At 48.0% G+C, this 18,145-nt stretch carries 19 protein-coding genes; all 19 read left to right on the top strand.

Features of this window, described 5'->3' with window-relative positions:
* The first annotated feature begins 39 nt into the window (after window positions 1–39).
* The 19 genes from IT774_RS07560 to IT774_RS07470 all read left to right on the top strand — a co-directional run bounded on the left by IT774_RS07560 (window position 40) and on the right by IT774_RS07470 (window position 18,123).
* Window positions 40–1,248 (top strand): DNA-directed RNA polymerase, encoded by a 1,209-nt coding sequence (locus IT774_RS07560; RefSeq protein WP_195812023.1) that lies wholly within the window; start codon window positions 40–42, stop codon window positions 1,246–1,248.
* A 134-nt stretch (window positions 1,249–1,382) separates the two neighbouring features.
* Window positions 1,383–1,586, top strand: coding sequence for a hypothetical protein (locus IT774_RS07555; RefSeq protein WP_195812022.1), 204 nt, complete (start codon window positions 1,383–1,385; stop codon window positions 1,584–1,586).
* A gap of 299 nt (window positions 1,587–1,885) precedes the next feature.
* Window positions 1,886–2,323, top strand: a complete 438-nt coding sequence (gene dut, locus IT774_RS07550) for a dUTP diphosphatase (RefSeq protein WP_232365188.1) — start codon at window positions 1,886–1,888, stop codon at window positions 2,321–2,323.
* Window positions 2,324–2,376: 53 nt separating this feature from the next.
* Window positions 2,377–3,177: an AAA family ATPase gene (locus tag IT774_RS07545; protein ID WP_195812020.1), complete on the top strand. Its 801-nt coding sequence runs from the start codon at window positions 2,377–2,379 to the stop codon at window positions 3,175–3,177.
* A 1,223-nt stretch (window positions 3,178–4,400) separates the two neighbouring features.
* On the top strand, window positions 4,401–4,601 hold the full coding sequence (locus tag IT774_RS07540) for a hypothetical protein (RefSeq protein WP_195812019.1): 201 nt from the start codon (window positions 4,401–4,403) through the stop codon (window positions 4,599–4,601).
* A gap of 783 nt (window positions 4,602–5,384) precedes the next feature.
* Window positions 5,385–5,798, top strand: coding sequence for a hypothetical protein (locus IT774_RS07535; protein WP_195812018.1), 414 nt, complete (start codon window positions 5,385–5,387; stop codon window positions 5,796–5,798).
* 498 nt (window positions 5,799–6,296) lie between these two features.
* Complete coding sequence (locus IT774_RS07530) at window positions 6,297–6,530, top strand: hypothetical protein (RefSeq protein ID WP_195812017.1); 234 nt, start codon at window positions 6,297–6,299, stop codon at window positions 6,528–6,530.
* Window positions 6,527–8,881, top strand: a complete 2,355-nt coding sequence (locus IT774_RS07525; protein WP_195812016.1) for a LamG-like jellyroll fold domain-containing protein — start codon at window positions 6,527–6,529, stop codon at window positions 8,879–8,881. The genes IT774_RS07530 and IT774_RS07525 overlap by 4 nt, the downstream gene beginning before the upstream one ends.
* A complete protein-coding gene (locus IT774_RS07520; RefSeq protein ID WP_195812015.1) occupies window positions 8,878–9,219 on the top strand; it encodes a hypothetical protein in 342 nt (113 codons plus the stop codon). Before IT774_RS07525 ends, IT774_RS07520 begins: the two co-directional genes overlap by 4 nt.
* Window positions 9,220–9,297: 78 nt before the next feature.
* The gene (csrA, locus tag IT774_RS07515; protein WP_195812014.1) at window positions 9,298–9,495 is read left to right on the top strand and encodes a carbon storage regulator CsrA; all 198 of its coding nucleotides are present in this window, start codon (window positions 9,298–9,300) and stop codon (window positions 9,493–9,495) included.
* 420 nt (window positions 9,496–9,915) lie between these two features.
* Window positions 9,916–10,056, top strand: a complete 141-nt coding sequence (locus tag IT774_RS07510; protein WP_195812013.1) for a hypothetical protein — start codon at window positions 9,916–9,918, stop codon at window positions 10,054–10,056.
* Between the two features lie 393 nt (window positions 10,057–10,449).
* Entirely contained in the window at window positions 10,450–11,085 is a 636-nt protein-coding gene (locus tag IT774_RS07505; RefSeq protein WP_195812012.1) for a deoxynucleotide monophosphate kinase family protein, read from the top strand.
* Window positions 11,039–11,212 (top strand): hypothetical protein, encoded by a 174-nt coding sequence (locus tag IT774_RS07500; protein ID WP_195812011.1) that lies wholly within the window; start codon window positions 11,039–11,041, stop codon window positions 11,210–11,212. The genes IT774_RS07505 and IT774_RS07500 overlap by 47 nt, the downstream gene beginning before the upstream one ends.
* A 47-nt stretch (window positions 11,213–11,259) precedes the next feature.
* Complete coding sequence (locus tag IT774_RS07495; protein ID WP_195812010.1) at window positions 11,260–12,273, top strand: ATP-binding protein; 1,014 nt, start codon at window positions 11,260–11,262, stop codon at window positions 12,271–12,273.
* A gap of 8 nt (window positions 12,274–12,281) precedes the next feature.
* Window positions 12,282–13,394, top strand: a complete 1,113-nt coding sequence (locus IT774_RS07490; RefSeq protein WP_195812009.1) for a vWA domain-containing protein — start codon at window positions 12,282–12,284, stop codon at window positions 13,392–13,394.
* Window positions 13,387–13,683 (top strand): hypothetical protein, encoded by a 297-nt coding sequence (locus tag IT774_RS07485; RefSeq protein ID WP_195812008.1) that lies wholly within the window; start codon window positions 13,387–13,389, stop codon window positions 13,681–13,683. Before IT774_RS07490 ends, IT774_RS07485 begins: the two co-directional genes overlap by 8 nt.
* Window positions 13,684–13,761: 78 nt before the next feature.
* On the top strand, window positions 13,762–15,051 hold the full coding sequence (locus IT774_RS07480) for an ATP-dependent DNA helicase (RefSeq protein WP_195812007.1): 1,290 nt from the start codon (window positions 13,762–13,764) through the stop codon (window positions 15,049–15,051).
* Window positions 15,032–15,541, top strand: a complete 510-nt coding sequence (locus IT774_RS07475) for a hypothetical protein (protein WP_195812006.1) — start codon at window positions 15,032–15,034, stop codon at window positions 15,539–15,541. The genes IT774_RS07480 and IT774_RS07475 overlap by 20 nt, the downstream gene beginning before the upstream one ends.
* 2 nt (window positions 15,542–15,543) lie before the next feature.
* Window positions 15,544–18,123 carry a DNA polymerase gene (locus tag IT774_RS07470; RefSeq protein ID WP_195812005.1) on the top strand — a complete coding sequence of 860 codons (2,580 nt, stop codon included), beginning with the start codon at window positions 15,544–15,546 and terminating at the stop codon, window positions 18,121–18,123.
* Window positions 18,124–18,145: the final 22 nt, after the last annotated feature.

Below are 18,145 nucleotides of genomic sequence, written 5' to 3'. Positions count from 1 at the left end.
CTAACGCTACGGCTGCTGCCTAACTATTGAGGAGTAGTTATGAAAGAATTCAAAGGTGTAGAGTACATCAAGATTGCCGTGGCCAATGCTTTTGGTCTGGATAAAGAACTGTTTGAAGACCGTATCAAATGGGTAGATTCCAAGGACATGCAGGCACTGCATGGACTGGTAGATGATGCCGATGAACCAGCTATTTATAAAGCTGCACTGTTTGCCTTAGAAGATGCCTACGCAGGCAGACCATCCGGCTTCATGGTAGGACTGGATGCCTGTTCATCCGGTGTCCAGATCATGGGTGCGTTGATGAATTGTAAGGTTACATGTGAGTCCACTGGGTTGATTGACCCTAATCGTCGGGCTGACATCTATACCGATGTCACCGATGTAATGAATACCAAGCTAGCGAAGTTAGGTATGCACTTCACCGCTGCTCGCAAAGGTGTGAAAGAGGCACTGATGACTCACTTCTACGGCTCAAAGATGAAACCAAAAGAGATCTTTGGTGAAGATACCCAAGAGCTGGCTACCTTCTATGAGTCATTGAAAGTTGTGGCACCGGGCGCAGTAGTTGCTATGCAGCATTTAATGGATGCTTGGCAACCCTATGCCCTGAAACACGAATGGGTACTGCCTGATGGCTTTCACGCGGTCTGTCCGGTATTGGAAGCCGAGGATATCCGTATCCGTGTTGATGAACTGGATGGTACATCTTTCACGCATCGTGTGGATCTGAACCAAGGTACTGAAACCGGTCTGTCCATTGCAGCCAATGTGATTCACAGCATTGATGCCTTACTGGTACGTGAGATGAGCCGACGTTGTAACTACGATGAGTACGTCCTTGAAGCCTGTTTGACAGGGATTGACGCTTATTTCGAGGAACAAGGTTATCCCATGCCGGCAAGCAGCAACAGCCGTGAGTTTGTCTCACTGCGTTGGGCCGAACTACTGGTAACCGGGGAACATGCTTATTGTGACTTTGAGGATGAATTACCTGAATTGGTTAGGCTGATTGAACTCACCTTAGCGCACAAGGCATTCCCAGTGGTGTGTGTGCATGATGAATTCAAGTGCCATGCTAATAACATGAACCATCTTCGTCAGCACTATATGACCATGTTCCAACAACTGGCTGACTCCAACTTACTGGAGGATATTCTAGGCCAGATTCACGGTACCAACTATCGCATCACGCCTATGGGTAGTGTGTCACACGCAATTGGTAACTCGAACTACTTCCTATCGTAAAATCATCCCCTTGGCTCACGCCTTGGGGTTATTTTTTTACTGGATTTACTAAAGAGCTGTGCATCCGCACAGTCCTGCCCATACCGATATACTAAACTTCCCAAATATCGGAGAAACGACTATGTGAAGACGATATGAAAAAGACGCACCTATTTACAACCAAAGAGTGGCTTGAAAAACTCAGAATTAAGATATTTGCCTCAGCAGACTCACTGGATGAAGCCCGTGAAGATGCGTATACCGCGTTACCAGACAGTCCTAAACACCATGTGGATGCCGCACTTGATCGCTACCACAACACACTCATTGAGACAGTAAAGCAACACGCGAACGAGTGAGAAAGGCAGGCTCTGCCTGCTCCTGCGGTCTGACAAATCTGTTAGCAGGAGTCACTATGCGTGAAATCAAATATTTAGTTGTTCGGGTTGTACCCATTATCACTTTATTTGCCGCATGGCATTGGGTGGAATTGCTGTGAACTTCCCGGACGATATCGACCAATATGCCTGTCACCCAGACAGTCCATTCTACAAGCCTACTATTCCTCTATGTGGCGATTGTGGAGAGGAGCTTGAAGGTGATGGGCATACCCTATTTTGTATAAACCCCACTTGTAATGAGTCTCAAGAGAATTGTGATGTATCCCTCGATCAAAGTGAAGACGATTAACCCCTTTGCACCCTTACCTACCCTGGCCCATGCCGGCGATGCAGGCTTGGATGTGCAAACCATGGTGTCTGTGACACTAAATCCGGGTCAACGTGCCAGCTTACCCACTGGCTTAGCCTTTGGTATTCCCGATGGCTTCTATGGCCAGATGGAACCCCGTGCAAAATTGGCGGATAAATACGGCATTGATGTAATGGCCCGGGTTGTAGACAGTACGCATACCGGTGAAGTCCATGTGGTGATTATCAATCACGGACAGGATGCAGTTGAGTTTCGTAAAGGCGATAAGATCGCCCAGCTAATTATCAAACAGACCTTTAGCCACTTACCACTGGTTGAAGTAGAACGACTGGACGAAACCAGTCGTGGTGCATCAGGAATACTAGATTCCGAATTGCGCCTGTAACTGAGTCGCGGGGCCTATAGCCCTGTTTAAGAAGATAATGATAAGGAAATGCTATGTTCAAGCACGAAAAAGAGCTGAAAAAGGTATTTGAAGTATTTAAAGGAAGTGAGGGTAACATTCGGCCCCATTTCATCTTAACCGGGCCATCAGGCTCAGGCAAAACGTACACCGTGGCTAAGCTATGTGAAGACTTGCAACTGAATCATCTAGAAATTAACGCCGCTCAGCTTACTAAAGAAGGTACTTCTGGTAACAGTCTATCTAAGGCATTGGCACCGTTGGGTGACATGCCGGCAGATAAACCAACAGTGTGCTTTGTTGATGAGTTTGACAAACTGTTTATTTCAGGAAACCAAAACTCAGATCTAGCGCATGAAACTACCAACGGCGTACAGAATGAGTTTTTAAAGGTACTTGAGAGCGAAACCGCTGCTGTGTACGGGCCTTACGCAAAATACGTAAATATTCCTATTAACCACGTATTATTTATCTTTGCCGGTGCCTTCAATGGCGAGGAAGGTATTGACCTGGACAGACTACGTGAACTAGGAATGAAAACGGAGTTTCTTGGTCGCGTTGGCTTGGTATTCAATACCGACAAGGTGCCTTTGGAATCTCTACTAAAAGCAATGCGTAAGTCCGAACTGATGAGAATGTACTTGGCGCTTTTTCCTAAAGTAAAACGTCAAGATGTTGAAGCCAAGGTCACTGAACAAATGACCGAGGCTTATGCCAATAACACTCTTGGTTTCCGTGCTATCAGTACCCTGCTTCACCGCTACTTTATCTGCGGTGGTACCAACCAACCCAAACAAGAAAAACCGTTATTCAACACAGCGCTTGAACTAGGGTAACGGTATTTTACTGAGTCGCGGAGCGTAGCATATGCCCCACTTACGACGGCAAGCGTAGCGATGCAGGTGAAAACCTATTGCACCGTAATCCAATGCGTAGCCTGGATAAGTGAATGAAGTACCGTCTGATTGCGAGGCCACAAAAGGTAGTGGCTGTAGCAGGTGAAGCGGTATCGGGTATTAATCTGGCAAAACCTCAGCCAGTGAACCAGGACACTGAGGAATGCTACTAATGAGTCATTGGGGGCTGTATATCGAAAGAGGGTGTACGGTCTGCCGATGTTTTTATCTTGGGTACTTTGGGTATGTGTCTGAAAATCACTATCCATTAATTTTCTGTACTGTTTGTCCGACAGCAACCGGACACATACACCAAAGTGCCTCAGCACTAAACAGGTAGTTTTCGTCGTCGAATGTGGCTGTTTATTCTAAACATAATCGCAAACGATGATGTGTACCTGGCACAAATAGCTTAACTGCTTACTATACCCAGGGGGTGTGTCTCCCCTGTTATCGAAAAGACCGTGGTTGCCCTCGCCATGTTTACCAAAGGAGGGAGTTTTGGGAAGGTGGTTGGTACACGGTGTACTAAGGCGGTTCGAGTCCGTCCCGGCATGATCGGCTGGCAGGCGCCAGGATAAGAGGTAGAACTGTGGGTTCGAGTCCCACCGCCAGCCACCTTCACCAAAGCGTTGTAAGCCTTACCCGACGAGTACACCAGCGGAATGATGTGTACGGGCTGCCGGATGGAAAAGGGGAAATGTAGGTGTGCCATGATCCGCGAATGGCTGGAAACTACACAAGGGTTGCTGATACGAGCAATGACAGCGAAGCCGGTACAACGCTTTACTCATTAAGGAAACACCATGGACCACCATAAGTTATTTATAGATACCGTAAAAGAGGTATTAGGCAACCCTACTGTTATTCGTCAATCCATTAGAGCAGGTGTATGGGAAGTTGCTTACACTGGTTGCCATGTGTACCAAGATAAGAGTGGACGAATATTCATAGTCCATAGGCTCAGTACGCTGGAACTACGTTTCTGGGGTTTCCGAAGTGATGCCACACCCTTGGAAAGACGAATTCTTACTTACTTTCCTACTTGGGGATTTACACATGAAGAAGACAATGAGTTTAAGCCCGATAAGTTGGATGGTGCGCTTAACTTACTGCGATCAGATTTGCAGAAATACTCAAATCTTTATCGTTGAGGAAATACCATGAACGATACCATTATCAAGCTCCTGACACTGGCCGAAGAACTACTGGCCCATGAAGTCCAGGTTCAACAGGAACACTGCGAAAGCCTGGTGGACATTGCCGGTACAATCGTTTATCCCGAGGATGCTGCTCCTGAACTGGATTCAGCACGCTCCCTGGTGCAAGACGCCATCGAGTGTATTAAGGCTGCGCCGCTATGACCGTAATACTTTCTGACTGGGATGACCCAGAACTTAACGAAGTCATCGAACAAAGTGAAGACGACATTGTATATTGGTTTGAAAAATCAGAGCTCCTATGTATTTGGCGAGGTGAGTTTTTCGTCCTCAATGGGTGTTGGTCTTTCCAACGAAAAAACGGACGATGCATCGCTGATGTACCTCACATGAGCTATTCAAATGAGCAGGACCAGGATCTCGGCCCCATCGAGAAACCTAAAATGATGACCCGTAAGCGGTTTGACCAGCTATATCCTGACTTTGGTTACTAATTCACACCGCTTTTAACGGTTGCACCGATGACTGCCCTCTCATAGATAGAGGAATACCAGTAGGAGCATCATGGGTTCAATTCCCAGTGCAGCCCACCCTTTTTAATACCCCGGTACTCACCTATTTGTAAGTTGCTGCTTGACCCACACGCATCAAGCGGTGGTAACGCCCAACGAACTTACAAGGGATGGGAGTAGGTATGTTATGACGACCACAGGTAACGAGTGATGCGTGTCCTCGGTGAACTGTGTTGATAGTAATAGACTGGTAGTTCGACTCTACCCCAGGGTGCCAATTTTGAGATCCAGCATTAAGCCATAGATACAGTTGTCTCCGCTCCTGTATCGCCGGGCGCTGGTTCTCACCTTTTTTCAACGACGATAGAAAGGCCGAATGTAGCTAGTCTCGATAAGCACCTCCTTTTGGATCGCCCGTAGTCGGGAGTGAGCTGATATCTCACCTATCGTCACCCTATTTTATAAGGCTTTGTTTATGGCTCAGGATAACTCTGATCTGTTGATTCACCTTGCGCGCCAGGAACTGGAGCAGCGCAACAAGTTATGTAGAAGCACCGCGCTCAATCTCATGCTCGAAATCGAGCGAGTGGAGGCTGAGCGGGATGAACTAAAAGGCGCATACATTTTACTCGACGGTCTTAAACGTCGAGTAAGAGAGGCGTTTGAAAGTTGGCCTGAGCTGGCTGGTTTTAGAGATATAGCACCGCTGTTAAATATGAAGCCAAGCTACGAAGTTGTAAGAAAGCACAACATCGAGCAGCAGATTAAAGGGCTTTACAATGTACTTAACCGAACATGTCCTGTCAGTGGTCCAGTGCTTCGGCAGCAAGAGTCCCGAGATATCCTTTGGGAAGAAATCGAACAACTACGCAAGGAGCTTGAGAAGTGAATAAACGTGCTCAACTGCAAGCGCAGATTAATGACCAGCAAGCCAAGCTGAAAGCCCTACAAGCGGAGCTAGACGCGTTGCCGTCCGAACCTGGTCGATGCCATTGATTTTATCACCAAACTACAGCCCCACGCAGAGCGGGTGCGACTAGAAATTATGTAGGCTAGTAATGGTTGAACCAAGTGATGCCGATATTCATTCCTGTCCTGAGAACGTGCAGGAATACATTCATGGCCTGGTTGAAGAAAACAAGGACTATATGTTCTTGCGGGAGAAAGCGTGAAATAGTTTAACTGCCTTTCCGTAACCACCGGGAGTTCTATAGGCGTTAATGAGTAATTAGCACCAATACACTATCGTAAACATTCACTGGTCTGTTTGCTGTACTAGTTGATTAAGTCACCTGGTAGAATCTTTAGGAACTGCTTTGGCCTCCGGGCCACGCAGTCCTTCCTATATCCCTTAGATCCTATCTAATCACTTACGAGGATTATTACCGTGACCTATACTTTAAACACAGACCAACAATCCGCGGCACTTTTTGGAGGTCACTATGTCATTTCAACCTTCTTAAATGGCGGCACCGCCAGTCTGGAAATGCAGCACCGCAAATCACAAAACTGGGCTCCGCTGGGTGAGTTAACCGAAGTAATACAAACCGTGTATATCCCTGCCGGTGCCAAAATTCGAATCACCAAGACAGGCTCAGCAACCGTGGAAATTTCAGCATGAGCGTATTAACGCCAATCTTGCAGCCGGCGCTGAGGACAGCGCTCAACAGCATTACTGGCATCCTCAGGCGATACTTCACAAAGTTTGACGATGTGAGTAATACCCATATCACGCTGGATCAACCTATCCCCATAACCAGCGAATTTGAGATTGAATTTTACACCATGCAGACCGAAAGCCGGGTGTGGTCATCGTTTTTAGGCGGTGATGATTTCAGTCTACGCCTGCAGGGTGCGGATGGCCGTATTAGCTTTTACTTATACAACGCAAAGGTAGACAACACTTTTGACTTACGTAGTGATGACCCTATCCCTCTGCATCAGTGGGTAAAAGTCAACGTGATCCACAGTGCCACAGGCACTACAATGATCATTAATGACACCATCGCAAAACACGACCCGACTGACCGGGATTTCACACAAACCAATATTCGTTATATCGGGCGCGGCGGTCACCAAATCAAAGGTGGTCCGTTAGGGGCAGGCTGGGTACGCGGCTACCTGCGTGATGTGAAAGTCTGGACAGGCGGTACTCAGCGCACCGGCAATCTGGTACTGGATATGCCGATTGATAAGCAATACAACGCTGGCGATTCGGTAAGTAACCGCGTTGGCGCCAACCAGGGTACTGCACAAAACTTCACGCCTACGGACTCGCGACTGTTCACCTATCGCGACGAGTATCTAGCGTGGACGCATCTGTTGGATTCGTACCATACGAAAAATCTCAGTGAGCCTACACCGGGTACACTGTTTTATTCGTTTAGTCCACCGCCGTTCAATACCGGCGATTATCGGCTAACTGAAGCCAAACAACCAATACCCGCTAAATACAGCCTCAGCAATGAGTGGTATGTGCTGAACGCCCCGTTTGATATTCACACCAGATCGTATTTACAGCACGGTAATACTAGCATCCTAAAGTCAAAAATGGACATGACGTACTTTAATCTGTATACCAACTCGGCAGGTTATGAAGGCGATGTAGATGTCAGTGTCTATGAAAATATCGACACGCCGGTAAAACGCCACTTTTTGTACTTCGATAATGTGGCACAAACGTATATTCAGTTGAGCCAACCTATCACGCTGACCGGTGACTATGAAATCTCGTTTGACAGTCAGATTCTTGATGGCGGCGGCTATTTACTGGCCGACACCGCCAGTGCTTTGGGCTATGACCGGCTGTTATTGAATACCGCAACAGATCGACTGCTGTACGGCTTTGGTTTCAATGGCGAGGCTACGGGGTTAACAACCAGTAACGATATGCACCACTTTGTTTTGAAGCGCGTCGGCAACCTGACGACACTGACCGTTGATGGTAATGTGGTTGCCACCACCACCGTATATGTCACACCTACGTTTAACGCGATTGGTGCACAGTATGGCGGGTCTACCGGTGTACCGTTTTTAAAAGGTATTTTTGCCAACCTGAAAGTGATACATCAGAACCAGTTGATACTGGATATGCCGCTGGATAACGGGCCAATGCCTGCTGGGGTGGCGTTTACTAACAACACGGTGATGCCGACAGCCGGTGACTCGGTTGATTTAACATCTGGTGTGTTTGTGGACAGTGTAGGTCAAGCGGTCAAATCTCATCTACAATTTAAGACCACGGCGGGGGCGTACAAAGGTTATAAGATTAGCAATTTACCAGCACAGTACAACTGCTGGAAAATAGAGTTTGATGTGGTACACACCGAAACGGCCGGTTTTGAAATAAACATCTATGACGCCGACAATTCACTTATTACTCAGTTCAACGACCCTCGATATAAGCAAGGCAGACACGTGATATACGTGAACCAGGCAGTTTCAGCCCTGTACTTCCGTTGCCCCGATGCCTACGAAACGATGATCTTAGAAAATCTAAAAATCACGCCGATAAATAATGGTGCGCTTTTCGGTGAGCTGATGAACTTCACCGCCGACGACGCCGAATTGTTTGAAACACTTAACAACATCGACTGGACAGGACCAGAAGTGTTCCCGTCATTGAGTGATACCAGTGGCTGGTTGACAAGCGCATCTACCTCAGTGTCCTACGCAGATGGTGAACTGACCGCCACGAACACTAACCCTACCACTACGTATGACGTTTACAAGCCGGTGTTGGAAGAAGGTAAGTCTTATCGCGTGGATATTCACCCTACAGCCATAACCGGTGATGTAAAAACCATTGCAGGGTGGGGTTACAAGGGACTGAGTTGGAACTTACAGGTTAGAAAGGATCGGTTTGACGTTACTGCACACGAAAGCCAGTCGGCCGGTGTGCGGCTTTACCCCAGCGCGTCCATAACATTCAAAAAACTTTCCTATAAACGTATTTTAAAGGTGGCAGTATGACCAAGGTTTACGCAGTCTATTCTAAAACGATCCCTTCACCACAGCGTGACACGATGCTAGCCGCATACCCAAGTGCCGCGCAATATGGGGAACACTATTTGTTTCCTATGTCACATGAGCAGTTGACCGGCGAGGCGCATCCGACATGTGTAGATTTATCTGCTAGTGTGCTGGTTGAGTCCGACCCGCAAGAAGGCCAACAAACCTACAAGGATTTTGATGCCCTGTACGACTCGACCCGGCCGGTAGATACCACCCGAGAAGTGATTGTGTCCGTGCAGCAAGGCCGCTACTTGAAAGAGTCACGTTACTCAACCGACGCGCCACCCACTGAATAATTAACCCATTCAACCAAAAGCCAGCTATTAAGCTGGCTTTTTATTTGATTCGACACAACCAAAAAATAAGGAAATAACATGTTGATTCTCACCCGCCGTATCGGTGAAAAATTAGTAATCAATGGCGATATCGAAGTCACCATCTGCGGTGTCAAAGGTAACCAAGTTCGTGTAGGTGTTACTGCACCGAAAGAAGTAACGGTACACCGAGAAGAAATTCATAAGCGCATTCAGGATGAAAAAGGAAAAAACCAATGGCTAAGTTCCCTCTTTTAGAAGCAATCATCGGCACGATGGGGAAGGTCGTAGAAAACAACCTTCGGTTACGTATGCGCCACTACTGGAGCAACCCACCCGTAGATGCCTTCCCGTCAGACTGGACCGTCCACAACTGTGGCACAGCAGCCTGCATTCTGGGCTATGCGTCGGTAGACGATGAGGTACTTGCGGTAAGTGGGTCTAAAAAAGCCCGTCCTTGGGAGCTTTGGGCGGGGTTAGCTACGGAAACGTTCGAGAGGGTCAGTCTCGCCATAGCTGGGTCTTGTTATTTATCTCGCCGGAGGGCCGCACGAGCAGCGGGCATGCCCGAGCGGTTGTGCAATATGAGTCACGTAGCAAGACATAACCCATCGTCTGCCGATGCCCTGGAGTTTATGAAAGCGGTGCGTGAATGGTTAAACGAGAAGGAGCAAGCCAATGAGCAATGAACCAAAAACCCTGTTGCAATTAATCGTTGACGCGCTGCGTATTGCCAAAGCTGCAGAACAACGGCTAGAGATGGACACGTTCTACGGCTCGGGCCTCGAAGCTACGACCGTGCCCACCATCCACACCTAACCAAAGAAAATCCGAGCTTGGATGAGGCCATCGACTTCATTGAGAAGATCATGCCCCACGCAGACGCTTTACACAAACAACCGAAAAAGCCGGCTTAATAGCTGGCTTTTTTATTTGGAGTATACATGCAAATTAACACTGACTGCCTAACAGTAGGCGAGCTTAAAGAAAAACTGGATTTATTTGAGGATGATATGTTGGTTGTCTCAAATGTCAGTTTTGGTGACCGCGTCGGAACCCAGCAAGCCATCATGGTTGACGAGGTGGACATTGCCTCCCTCGTTGAGTCCTCATACAGCGAAAGTGGTTACAAGGTCATTGATAACATAGATGAGACAGAGCATGAGCCTGAAGACGTTATGCGCGTTGTCAGCCTGAACTTCGGGCGGTGGAATGAGCAAGCCCATCGTAATCGGTATCTCCGGGGCCAAACAGTCCGGGAAGAACTACGGCGCCGATGTCATTCGACGACTGGCGAACAAGATGCACCTGTTCACCTGCGAAGTGGCCTTTGCCGATCCCATCAAGCAAATGCTGATTGTGGGTTTGGGTATGCAGCCAAGTCAGTTTGAAACTGAAGAAGCCAAGAACACTGTGGACCCGCGCTACGGGGTGACACCCCGGCGCTTGATGCAGACCCTGGGCACCGACTGGGGCCGGGATATGATCAACCAGAATCTCTGGCTTATCCGGGCACAGGAGCAAATTGACACCACTGCCGTGGACATTGTACTGGTCACTGATGTGCGCTTTGACAATGAAGCTGCCCTGGTTCGCCAGAACGAACGTGGCCACATTGCCTGTATTCACCCGACCATTAAGCACATGACCCGGGATGATCATGCCTCAGAAGCTGGTATCAGCACCTATGGCTTTGATTACCTGATCCCCAACAACTTCGATGCGACATACGAAATCCACCTGAACACCGTGTTCCGGGACATTCTGGCCAAGTATGACCGCCCTACTGCAGAGGCCAACCATGACCGAGTATCTGTGCAAAGCCGTGATAGACGGCCAGCAAATTGAATTTGAAACCCTGGGCGCCGTAACGCTGACCCAGGCCATTGACCAGTTTGATACCTACCTGTCGATGGAACACCACTTGGTAATGGCGCTATCCGCCAAGTGTGAATTTACCCGTATTTCAATATAACTGGCTCCGCCAGTTCTTGCCCTCTTTTAAAAATAAGGACGTTATTTATGGACGCTGTTAAACCCAGTGTAGCCACCGAATACCTTGTAGATGCCTTAAAAGCCCGTCTGGTTCCTATGATCCACGGCTCACCTGGTATCGGTAAATCAGATATTGTTTTACAAGTGGCCCGCCAGTTTAACCTGCAGGTCATCGACCTGCGATTAAGTCAGTGTGACCCAACTGATTTGAATGGTTTTCCTACTATTACCGGTGAACGCGCCGGGTATAAGCCAATGGATACATTTCCACTGGAAGGGGATGAATTACCCGAAGGTAAAGACGGCTGGTTATTGTTCCTTGATGAGATGAACAGTGCCCCGACTTCGGTACAAGCGGCAGCGTATAAAATTACGCTGGATAAAGCCGTAGGCAATAAGAAGTTGCACCCTAACGTAGCCATTATCTGTGCAGGTAATCTGGAAACTGACGGTGCGATTGTGAACCGCCTGAGTACCGCAACTCAATCTCGCTTGGTTCATATGGAACTGCAACCAGACAGTAAAGACTGGATTGAATGGGCACAGAATAACGATATTGATTATCGTATAACCTCGTACATTGGTTTTCGTCCAAAGAACCTTCACCTGTTTGACCCGGACCACAGCGATAAGACGTTTGCCTGTCCTCGTACCTGGGCATTCGCCAGTCGGTTAATCCGTAACTGGGACTCCATCCCGTATAACCGCGTCAATTTATTGGCAGGTGTTATCGGTGAAGGTCCAGCAAATGAGTTCTACCAATTCACTAAGATCTTCGACCGCCTGCCGGACATTAATAAGATCGAATCCTCGCCCACCTCAGCGGCATTACCTGATGATCCAGGGACATTGTATGCAATGGCCGGGGTATTGGCAGAAAACGTCTGTGAGGCGAATGTATCCGCTCTATTGAAGTACACAGACCGGTTACCCAAAGAGTTCCAGGTCATCACGATTAAAGATATGTCACGCCGTTTCCCAAAAATCATGGGGCATGACGCATTCATGGAAAAAGCCACCGAGTTGGCACAACTGCTGTAGGAACAAATATGCAGACTGAACACGATACGGCGATGGACGCCGCTAAAATCCAATTGATTTCACGCCCTGACAGTGTGTTTATCACAACCATTCTGTTCAGTTTGCGGTTCTCATGGGATGACACCATCCCTACGGCATGTACGAACGGGGTACACCTTCGGGTGAGTCCACAGTTCTTCATGGGATTATCCAAAGAGGAACGTATTTTCCTGTTGGCCCACGAAGCCTACCATGTGGCGTTTCAGCACATGACCCGAGTCGGTGATCGTAACTTCCGTTTATGGAATATCGCCACCGACTATGTAATCAATGACACCCTGATTCAGACAGGCATGACTATGCCTAAAGGGGGTTTGCACGATGAAGCCTACCGCGGTATGACTTCCGATGAAGTGTACGCCTTACTTGAAAATGAACGGGAAGAAGATTTACCGGATTGTCCTGATGATATGGAGCAAGTTGAGGGGGATGCTGAGACAGTCCAAGGTGTGGCTGACGAAGTGGCTGCTACCGTCATTAAGGCAGCCATGCGAGCCAAAACCGAAGACCAATGGGGTACGGTGCCAGGCGAAGTAGAAATATTTCTCGATAGCATGGTGAAACCTAAACTGCCCTGGCATCGGATACTAAACAATGTGTTCAGTGAGATGGCACAGACTGATTATTCATTCAGGCGTCCATCCAGGCGCTTCTTCCCCGAGTATCACTTACCGTCCATGTACGCAGACTCACTGGGTGAAATCGCAGTGGCGGTGGATATTTCAGGGTCAATTACTCAGCCTCAGTTTGATCAGTTCATTTCTGAGATACATCAGATTCATAAACGCCTTCAACCCAAACGTACCCGTGTCATTTCCTTTGATACGAGAGTGGCAAATGAATACACCATCACCGAAGCCAAGGACATTCTTGGCCTTAAGTTTACTGGTGGAGGTGGTACCTGTATTGAACCTGTGTTCGACTGGGTAGAGCAAAATAAACCAAAGACCTTAGTGGTCTTCACCGATGGGTGCTTTGACTTACCGCAACACCGGATACCTGGCGGTATCCCTGTGTTCTGGATCATTGAGGGCAATTACCCATTTAAACCACGGAAAGGAAAGGTGATTCCCTTTGAATAAGTACCAAAAAGCGATTTACCGGCGTTCGCTATCTGTGGACCGTGACACCATGATTAAAGTCATCAGCGCTCAACAGGCTAAAAAGTTATCCCAAAAAGCAGGGATCAGTTATCAGGTGGCGTTTCGCCATTTGGAATCAACACTACAAGGCTGGCACCTGGATGACCTTCGTGTTACGTATCGTAGTGCGATGCTTGATGCCCTTCACAAGAAAGACAATCTTCATGGCGTTATTGCCGGCATCGTCGGCGCTCTAATAGGTATTACCTTCTACCTTACCTTCGCCTAAGTTTTCGCTGTAGGGGGGATGAGATATCCCTCATTCTCACACATTTGCCCTCTACAGCTTTTTTATTCGAGAATACTCATGTCCATTAACTTAAATGACTGCCAGAAACAGGCGGTCACCGCTTTTCTACGCTTTCTGGTAGACCCAGAGGCAGTGGAATTTGTAATCGAAGGTTTTGCCGGTACCGGTAAAACCACATTAGTAAAACACCTTATCGACAATTATGATAAGTACTCTGTCTCTGCCTCTATGCTGGGGGCTAAACTTCCAGAATTCTCCCAGATTGCAGTTACTGCCACGACCCGAAAGGCCGCAACGGTGCTGGCCCAGTCTATGGGAACCGATCCACTGACAATTCACTCGCACTTACAATTGGTTTTACGGAATTGTTATAGTACCGGCGGGACTTACCTTAGTTTAGCGTCTCACGCTCAGGTTCGAGAAAACGAGCTGATTTTCATTGATGAAGCCAGTTTCATTGATAATGAAATGAAAGCACACATCAAAAACCAGACCCGTAACTGTAAGATTGTTTACATGGGTGACCCGGCGCAGTTGATTAATGTGAAGTCGAGTGTGTCACCTATTTTTGGTCAGGGATTACGTACCACCCAGCTTACGGAAATCATGCGCCATGACGGACCTATCTCTGACCTTGCCGCGCAGTACCGTAACTCAGTATTCACGGGTAAGTTCTTACCACCAACTGTCGATGGTCAACAGGTACGGCGGGTATCTCCAGAGGACTTTGGGCAGGAAATCCAACAGGCATTTACCCACCAGAACTACCGGGCCGATGAGTCAGCCAAGGTATTGGCATGGACTAATAACCGGGTAGCTACTTACAACGAAATCATCAGTGACCTTCGAGGCATAAACGATCCTCTTAGTCCTGGTGAACATGTGATTACCAATAAGCCCATTATACGCCCCAAATCCGCTGAAATAGTCTACTCCACTGACCGGGTGGTAAAGGTTCTGAAAGCGGAGCCGTGTGTAGAGAAAGGTATTGATGGTCATCTTGTCACCTTACAACTCGGTACTCAGCTATTCGTTCCCAGAGAACACTGGAAGGTGAAAATGCTGCTTAAAAATCTGGCCAGTAAGAAAGAATGGCAGGATTACTTTTACATCAAGGATCACTGGGGCGATTTACGCCCGGCTTATTCCTCTACAGTACACAAGTCACAAGGCTCTACCTATGGAAAGGTCTTCATTGACCTGACTGATATCGGTACGTGCCGGGACGCTGATGCTACTGCCAGATTACTTTACGTCGCGGTTTCCCGTGCCTCTAAGGAGGTCATTATGTGTGGGGAATTGCCATCACACTATATGGGAGAAACAGATGTACGAGTCTCAGCCTAACTACTCACGTTATTTTGCAATAAACATTAAGAACGGCGTGGCGGATTTAATCCTAAACGCCTTCAATGAATCCAAACAAAACATCATTGACCGGGTTGCCCTAAAGCACCGGGAACTTACCGGTACACTGGCAGGCTTTCGCTATAAACGTGAAGCGTACAGTCACCAAAATGTGAAGGCGCCAGGGTTTAAGTTTAAACCCTTGCACCCCTCCCTGGTCAATGAGTTCACGGACCACTTGGATGAGTGGCAACGCCACGAAGCCAGACAGCTTAGCGCCGAGAGCGTTATTATCGCTGCACTTAATAAGATGAAAACTGTGGCTGACTTGTATCACCTGTTACCCGACTGCGTTCACAGCGCATTACCGGATAAAGGTGAGGACTACTCTACCTTGTCCCAGGAAGCCATTGATGAGTTCAAACACCAACATGAGGAAGAACTCAAACTGATTAAGTTGCAGCTTGTCCTTAATACCATGAAGGCATAGCCATGCAGCACATTATCTTTCAGGACAATACGGCCTACCGGGTCGCTATTCTAATTAAAAGCCAGGCACTAAATAAAACCAACCTGGCTAATCACTATGTCATGCCGCTAAAGGAGCAGGGACTAAAGTCTAAAGACATTATTGCCTTTGACTTGGTTTACGCACCGAAGGGGAAATGTCCAGTATCCTTACAGAAAGCCTACTTACAAGATCTGCTGCCCATCCTCAAGGAACAGGGCGTGGAGTATCTGTATGTGGCCGATGCCAACTACTTTAAAACCCTGACCAAGGAACGTAAGGCCGAGCCGCACCACGGCTATGTATTACCCTGTGCCATTGATGGGTTCACCGATATGAAGGTGGTACTGGGCGTCAACCATGCCGCGCTGTTCTACAATCCGGATCTACAGGACAAACTGGATATGGGCCTGAACACCCTGGCCACTGCCTTAAAGGGTAAGTACCAGGAAATCGGTACCAATATCATTCACAGTGCCCAGTACATTCGTGATGCGAACTGGGTATACGAAATCCTGGAGATGCTGAAACAGTACGACGCACTGACCGTGGACACCGAAACCCTGAGCCTGAAATTCTGGGAAACCGGTGTGGTTACCATTGGCTTTGCCTGGGACCAGCATAACGGTGTGGTGATCTGGTGTGACGATTACGCTGAGCCAAACAGTAAGGTACGTCAGTTGCTCAAAGATTTCTTCTACACCTACCGCGGTACGCTGATTTATCACAATGCCAACTTCGATATGAAGATCCTGGTGAACACCCTGTTCATGCAGCACTTACTGGATGAAGAAGGTAAGCAGGCCGGTATCGAAGTACTGACCCGTGACTTCCATGACACCAAGCTCATTACCTATCTGGCCACCAATTCCTGTGCCGGTAATAAACTGAGCCTGAAAGAACAGTCACACGAATTTGCCGGCAACTTTGCCGAAGATGTGACGGACATTACCAAACTGTCCAAGGAAGATCTCGAGATCTACCAACTCAAAGACTGCCTGGCCACCTGGTACGTGTTCAATAAACACTTCGAAAATATGTGCCGTGACGGTCAGATGGAAATCTACGAAGGCATCTTTAAGCCGTCTGTACGGGTTATCCTGCAGATGGAATTGACCGGTATGCCTATGGATATGGCTCAGGTAAACGCCGCCAGACAGGAGCTTGAAGCCAAGATTAAGCAGTGCCAGGACATCATCCAAAATCACTCTGATGTACAGCAGTTTACCTATCTACTGCGTGAGCAGGAAATGGATAAGGCCAACGCCAAACTGAAAAAGAAGGTCAAGCCCTTAAGTGACTTCCACCATGTGGTGTTTAACCCCAACAGTAACCCGCAGATGCAACAGTTCTTTTACGATTATCTGGGTTACCCGGTCATTGATAAAACGGACTCTGGTGCGCCGGCCGTAGGCGGCGACACCCTGATGAAAATGTATGGTATGACGCATAAGGACGATACCAAGGAGTTGATCCAAACCATCGTTGATTACTCTGATGCAGGTAAAATTCTGAATACCTTTATTGCTGCCTTTGAAAAAGCAGTACTTAAGGAAGATGGGCATCACTACCTGCATGGGAATTTCAACCTGGGTGGTACCGTATCAGGGCGCCTTAGTTCCTCTGGTCCTAACCTACAAAACATTCCATCCACTGGCTCAACCTACTCTAAGTTGGTGAAGTCGTGCTTTAAAGCACCTCCGGGTTGGGTGTTCATGGGGGCGGATTTCGCGTCACTGGAAGACCGAATTTCGGCACTGACCACACGCGACCCAGAAAAACTAAAGGTATACACCGATGGATTTGATGGCCACTGCCTACGGGCCTATGGGTATTTCGGTAACCAGATGCCAGATATTGACGCTGATGATGTTGAGTCCATTAATAGCATCAAAAAACTCTATCCTGATCTGCGCCAAAAATCTAAGGCACCTACGTTTCTGCTGACTTATGGTGGGACGTACCACGGTCTTATGGGCCTGGGCCTGTCAGAAGCAGAAGCCAAGTCCATTGAAGCCAACTACCACAGACTGTACGAACACTCGGACAACTGGGTTAAAGCCAAGGTGGATACTGCTGCACAGGATGGTTATGTCAGTGTGGCCTTTGGATTACGTGTCAGAACCCCGGTCATTAAACAATGCCTGATGGGGAATAAACGTACTCCTTACGAAGCACAGGCAGAGTCACGGACCGCAGGTAATGCCTTAGGGCAGTCCTATGGTTTGTTAAACAACCGTGCAGGTATTGAGCTACAGGAACGCGTCTTCGACTCAAAGTTCCGTTACGACATTCTACCTATCGCCCACATTCACGATGCCCAGTACTTTATGGTACGTGATGATGTGCCGGTAGTGGAGTGGCTAAACAAGAACCTGGTCGAATGTATGGAATGGCAGGAGCTACCTGAAATACAGCATCCCTCTGTAGGATTAGGTGGGGAGTTGTCACTGTTCCACACTACCTGGAAGGATGAGATTGAGTTGCCTAATGGGGCAACGGGTGAGGAGATAACTGAGGTTATCCGTACTGCCATGAAGAAAAGAGCCCAGGACGCCGCATAGCGGCGCCGGGCTTTAACTTGCT

Origin of the sequence: Salinimonas marina, from assembly GCF_015644725.1 — a bacterium.
GTDB lineage: Bacteria > Pseudomonadota > Gammaproteobacteria > Enterobacterales > Alteromonadaceae > Alteromonas.
The sequence above is the reverse complement of the archived record's forward strand: the minus strand, read 5'-3'. Positions and strand labels throughout refer to the sequence as shown.

Coding starts and splice junctions, on each gene's coding strand:
- IT774_RS07560 (WP_195812023.1), top strand. CDS start 40: ATGAAAGAATTCAAAGGTGTAGAGTACATCAAGATTGCCGTGGCCAAT.
- IT774_RS07505 (WP_195812012.1), top strand. CDS start 10,450: ATGAGCAAGCCCATCGTAATCGGTATCTCCGGGGCCAAACAGTCCGGG.
- IT774_RS07545 (WP_195812020.1), top strand. CDS start 2,377: ATGTTCAAGCACGAAAAAGAGCTGAAAAAGGTATTTGAAGTATTTAAA.
- dut (WP_232365188.1), top strand. CDS start 1,886: ATGTATCCCTCGATCAAAGTGAAGACGATTAACCCCTTTGCACCCTTA.
- IT774_RS07500 (WP_195812011.1), top strand. CDS start 11,039: ATGACCGAGTATCTGTGCAAAGCCGTGATAGACGGCCAGCAAATTGAA.
- IT774_RS07495 (WP_195812010.1), top strand. CDS start 11,260: ATGGACGCTGTTAAACCCAGTGTAGCCACCGAATACCTTGTAGATGCC.
- IT774_RS07480 (WP_195812007.1), top strand. CDS start 13,762: ATGTCCATTAACTTAAATGACTGCCAGAAACAGGCGGTCACCGCTTTT.
- IT774_RS07540 (WP_195812019.1), top strand. CDS start 4,401: ATGAACGATACCATTATCAAGCTCCTGACACTGGCCGAAGAACTACTG.
- IT774_RS07475 (WP_195812006.1), top strand. CDS start 15,032: ATGTACGAGTCTCAGCCTAACTACTCACGTTATTTTGCAATAAACATT.
- IT774_RS07510 (WP_195812013.1), top strand. CDS start 9,916: ATGAGCAATGAACCAAAAACCCTGTTGCAATTAATCGTTGACGCGCTG.
- IT774_RS07525 (WP_195812016.1), top strand. CDS start 6,527: ATGAGCGTATTAACGCCAATCTTGCAGCCGGCGCTGAGGACAGCGCTC.
- IT774_RS07490 (WP_195812009.1), top strand. CDS start 12,282: ATGCAGACTGAACACGATACGGCGATGGACGCCGCTAAAATCCAATTG.
- IT774_RS07555 (WP_195812022.1), top strand. CDS start 1,383: ATGAAAAAGACGCACCTATTTACAACCAAAGAGTGGCTTGAAAAACTC.
- IT774_RS07520 (WP_195812015.1), top strand. CDS start 8,878: ATGACCAAGGTTTACGCAGTCTATTCTAAAACGATCCCTTCACCACAG.
- csrA (WP_195812014.1), top strand. CDS start 9,298: ATGTTGATTCTCACCCGCCGTATCGGTGAAAAATTAGTAATCAATGGC.
- IT774_RS07470 (WP_195812005.1), top strand. CDS start 15,544: ATGCAGCACATTATCTTTCAGGACAATACGGCCTACCGGGTCGCTATT.
- IT774_RS07535 (WP_195812018.1), top strand. CDS start 5,385: ATGGCTCAGGATAACTCTGATCTGTTGATTCACCTTGCGCGCCAGGAA.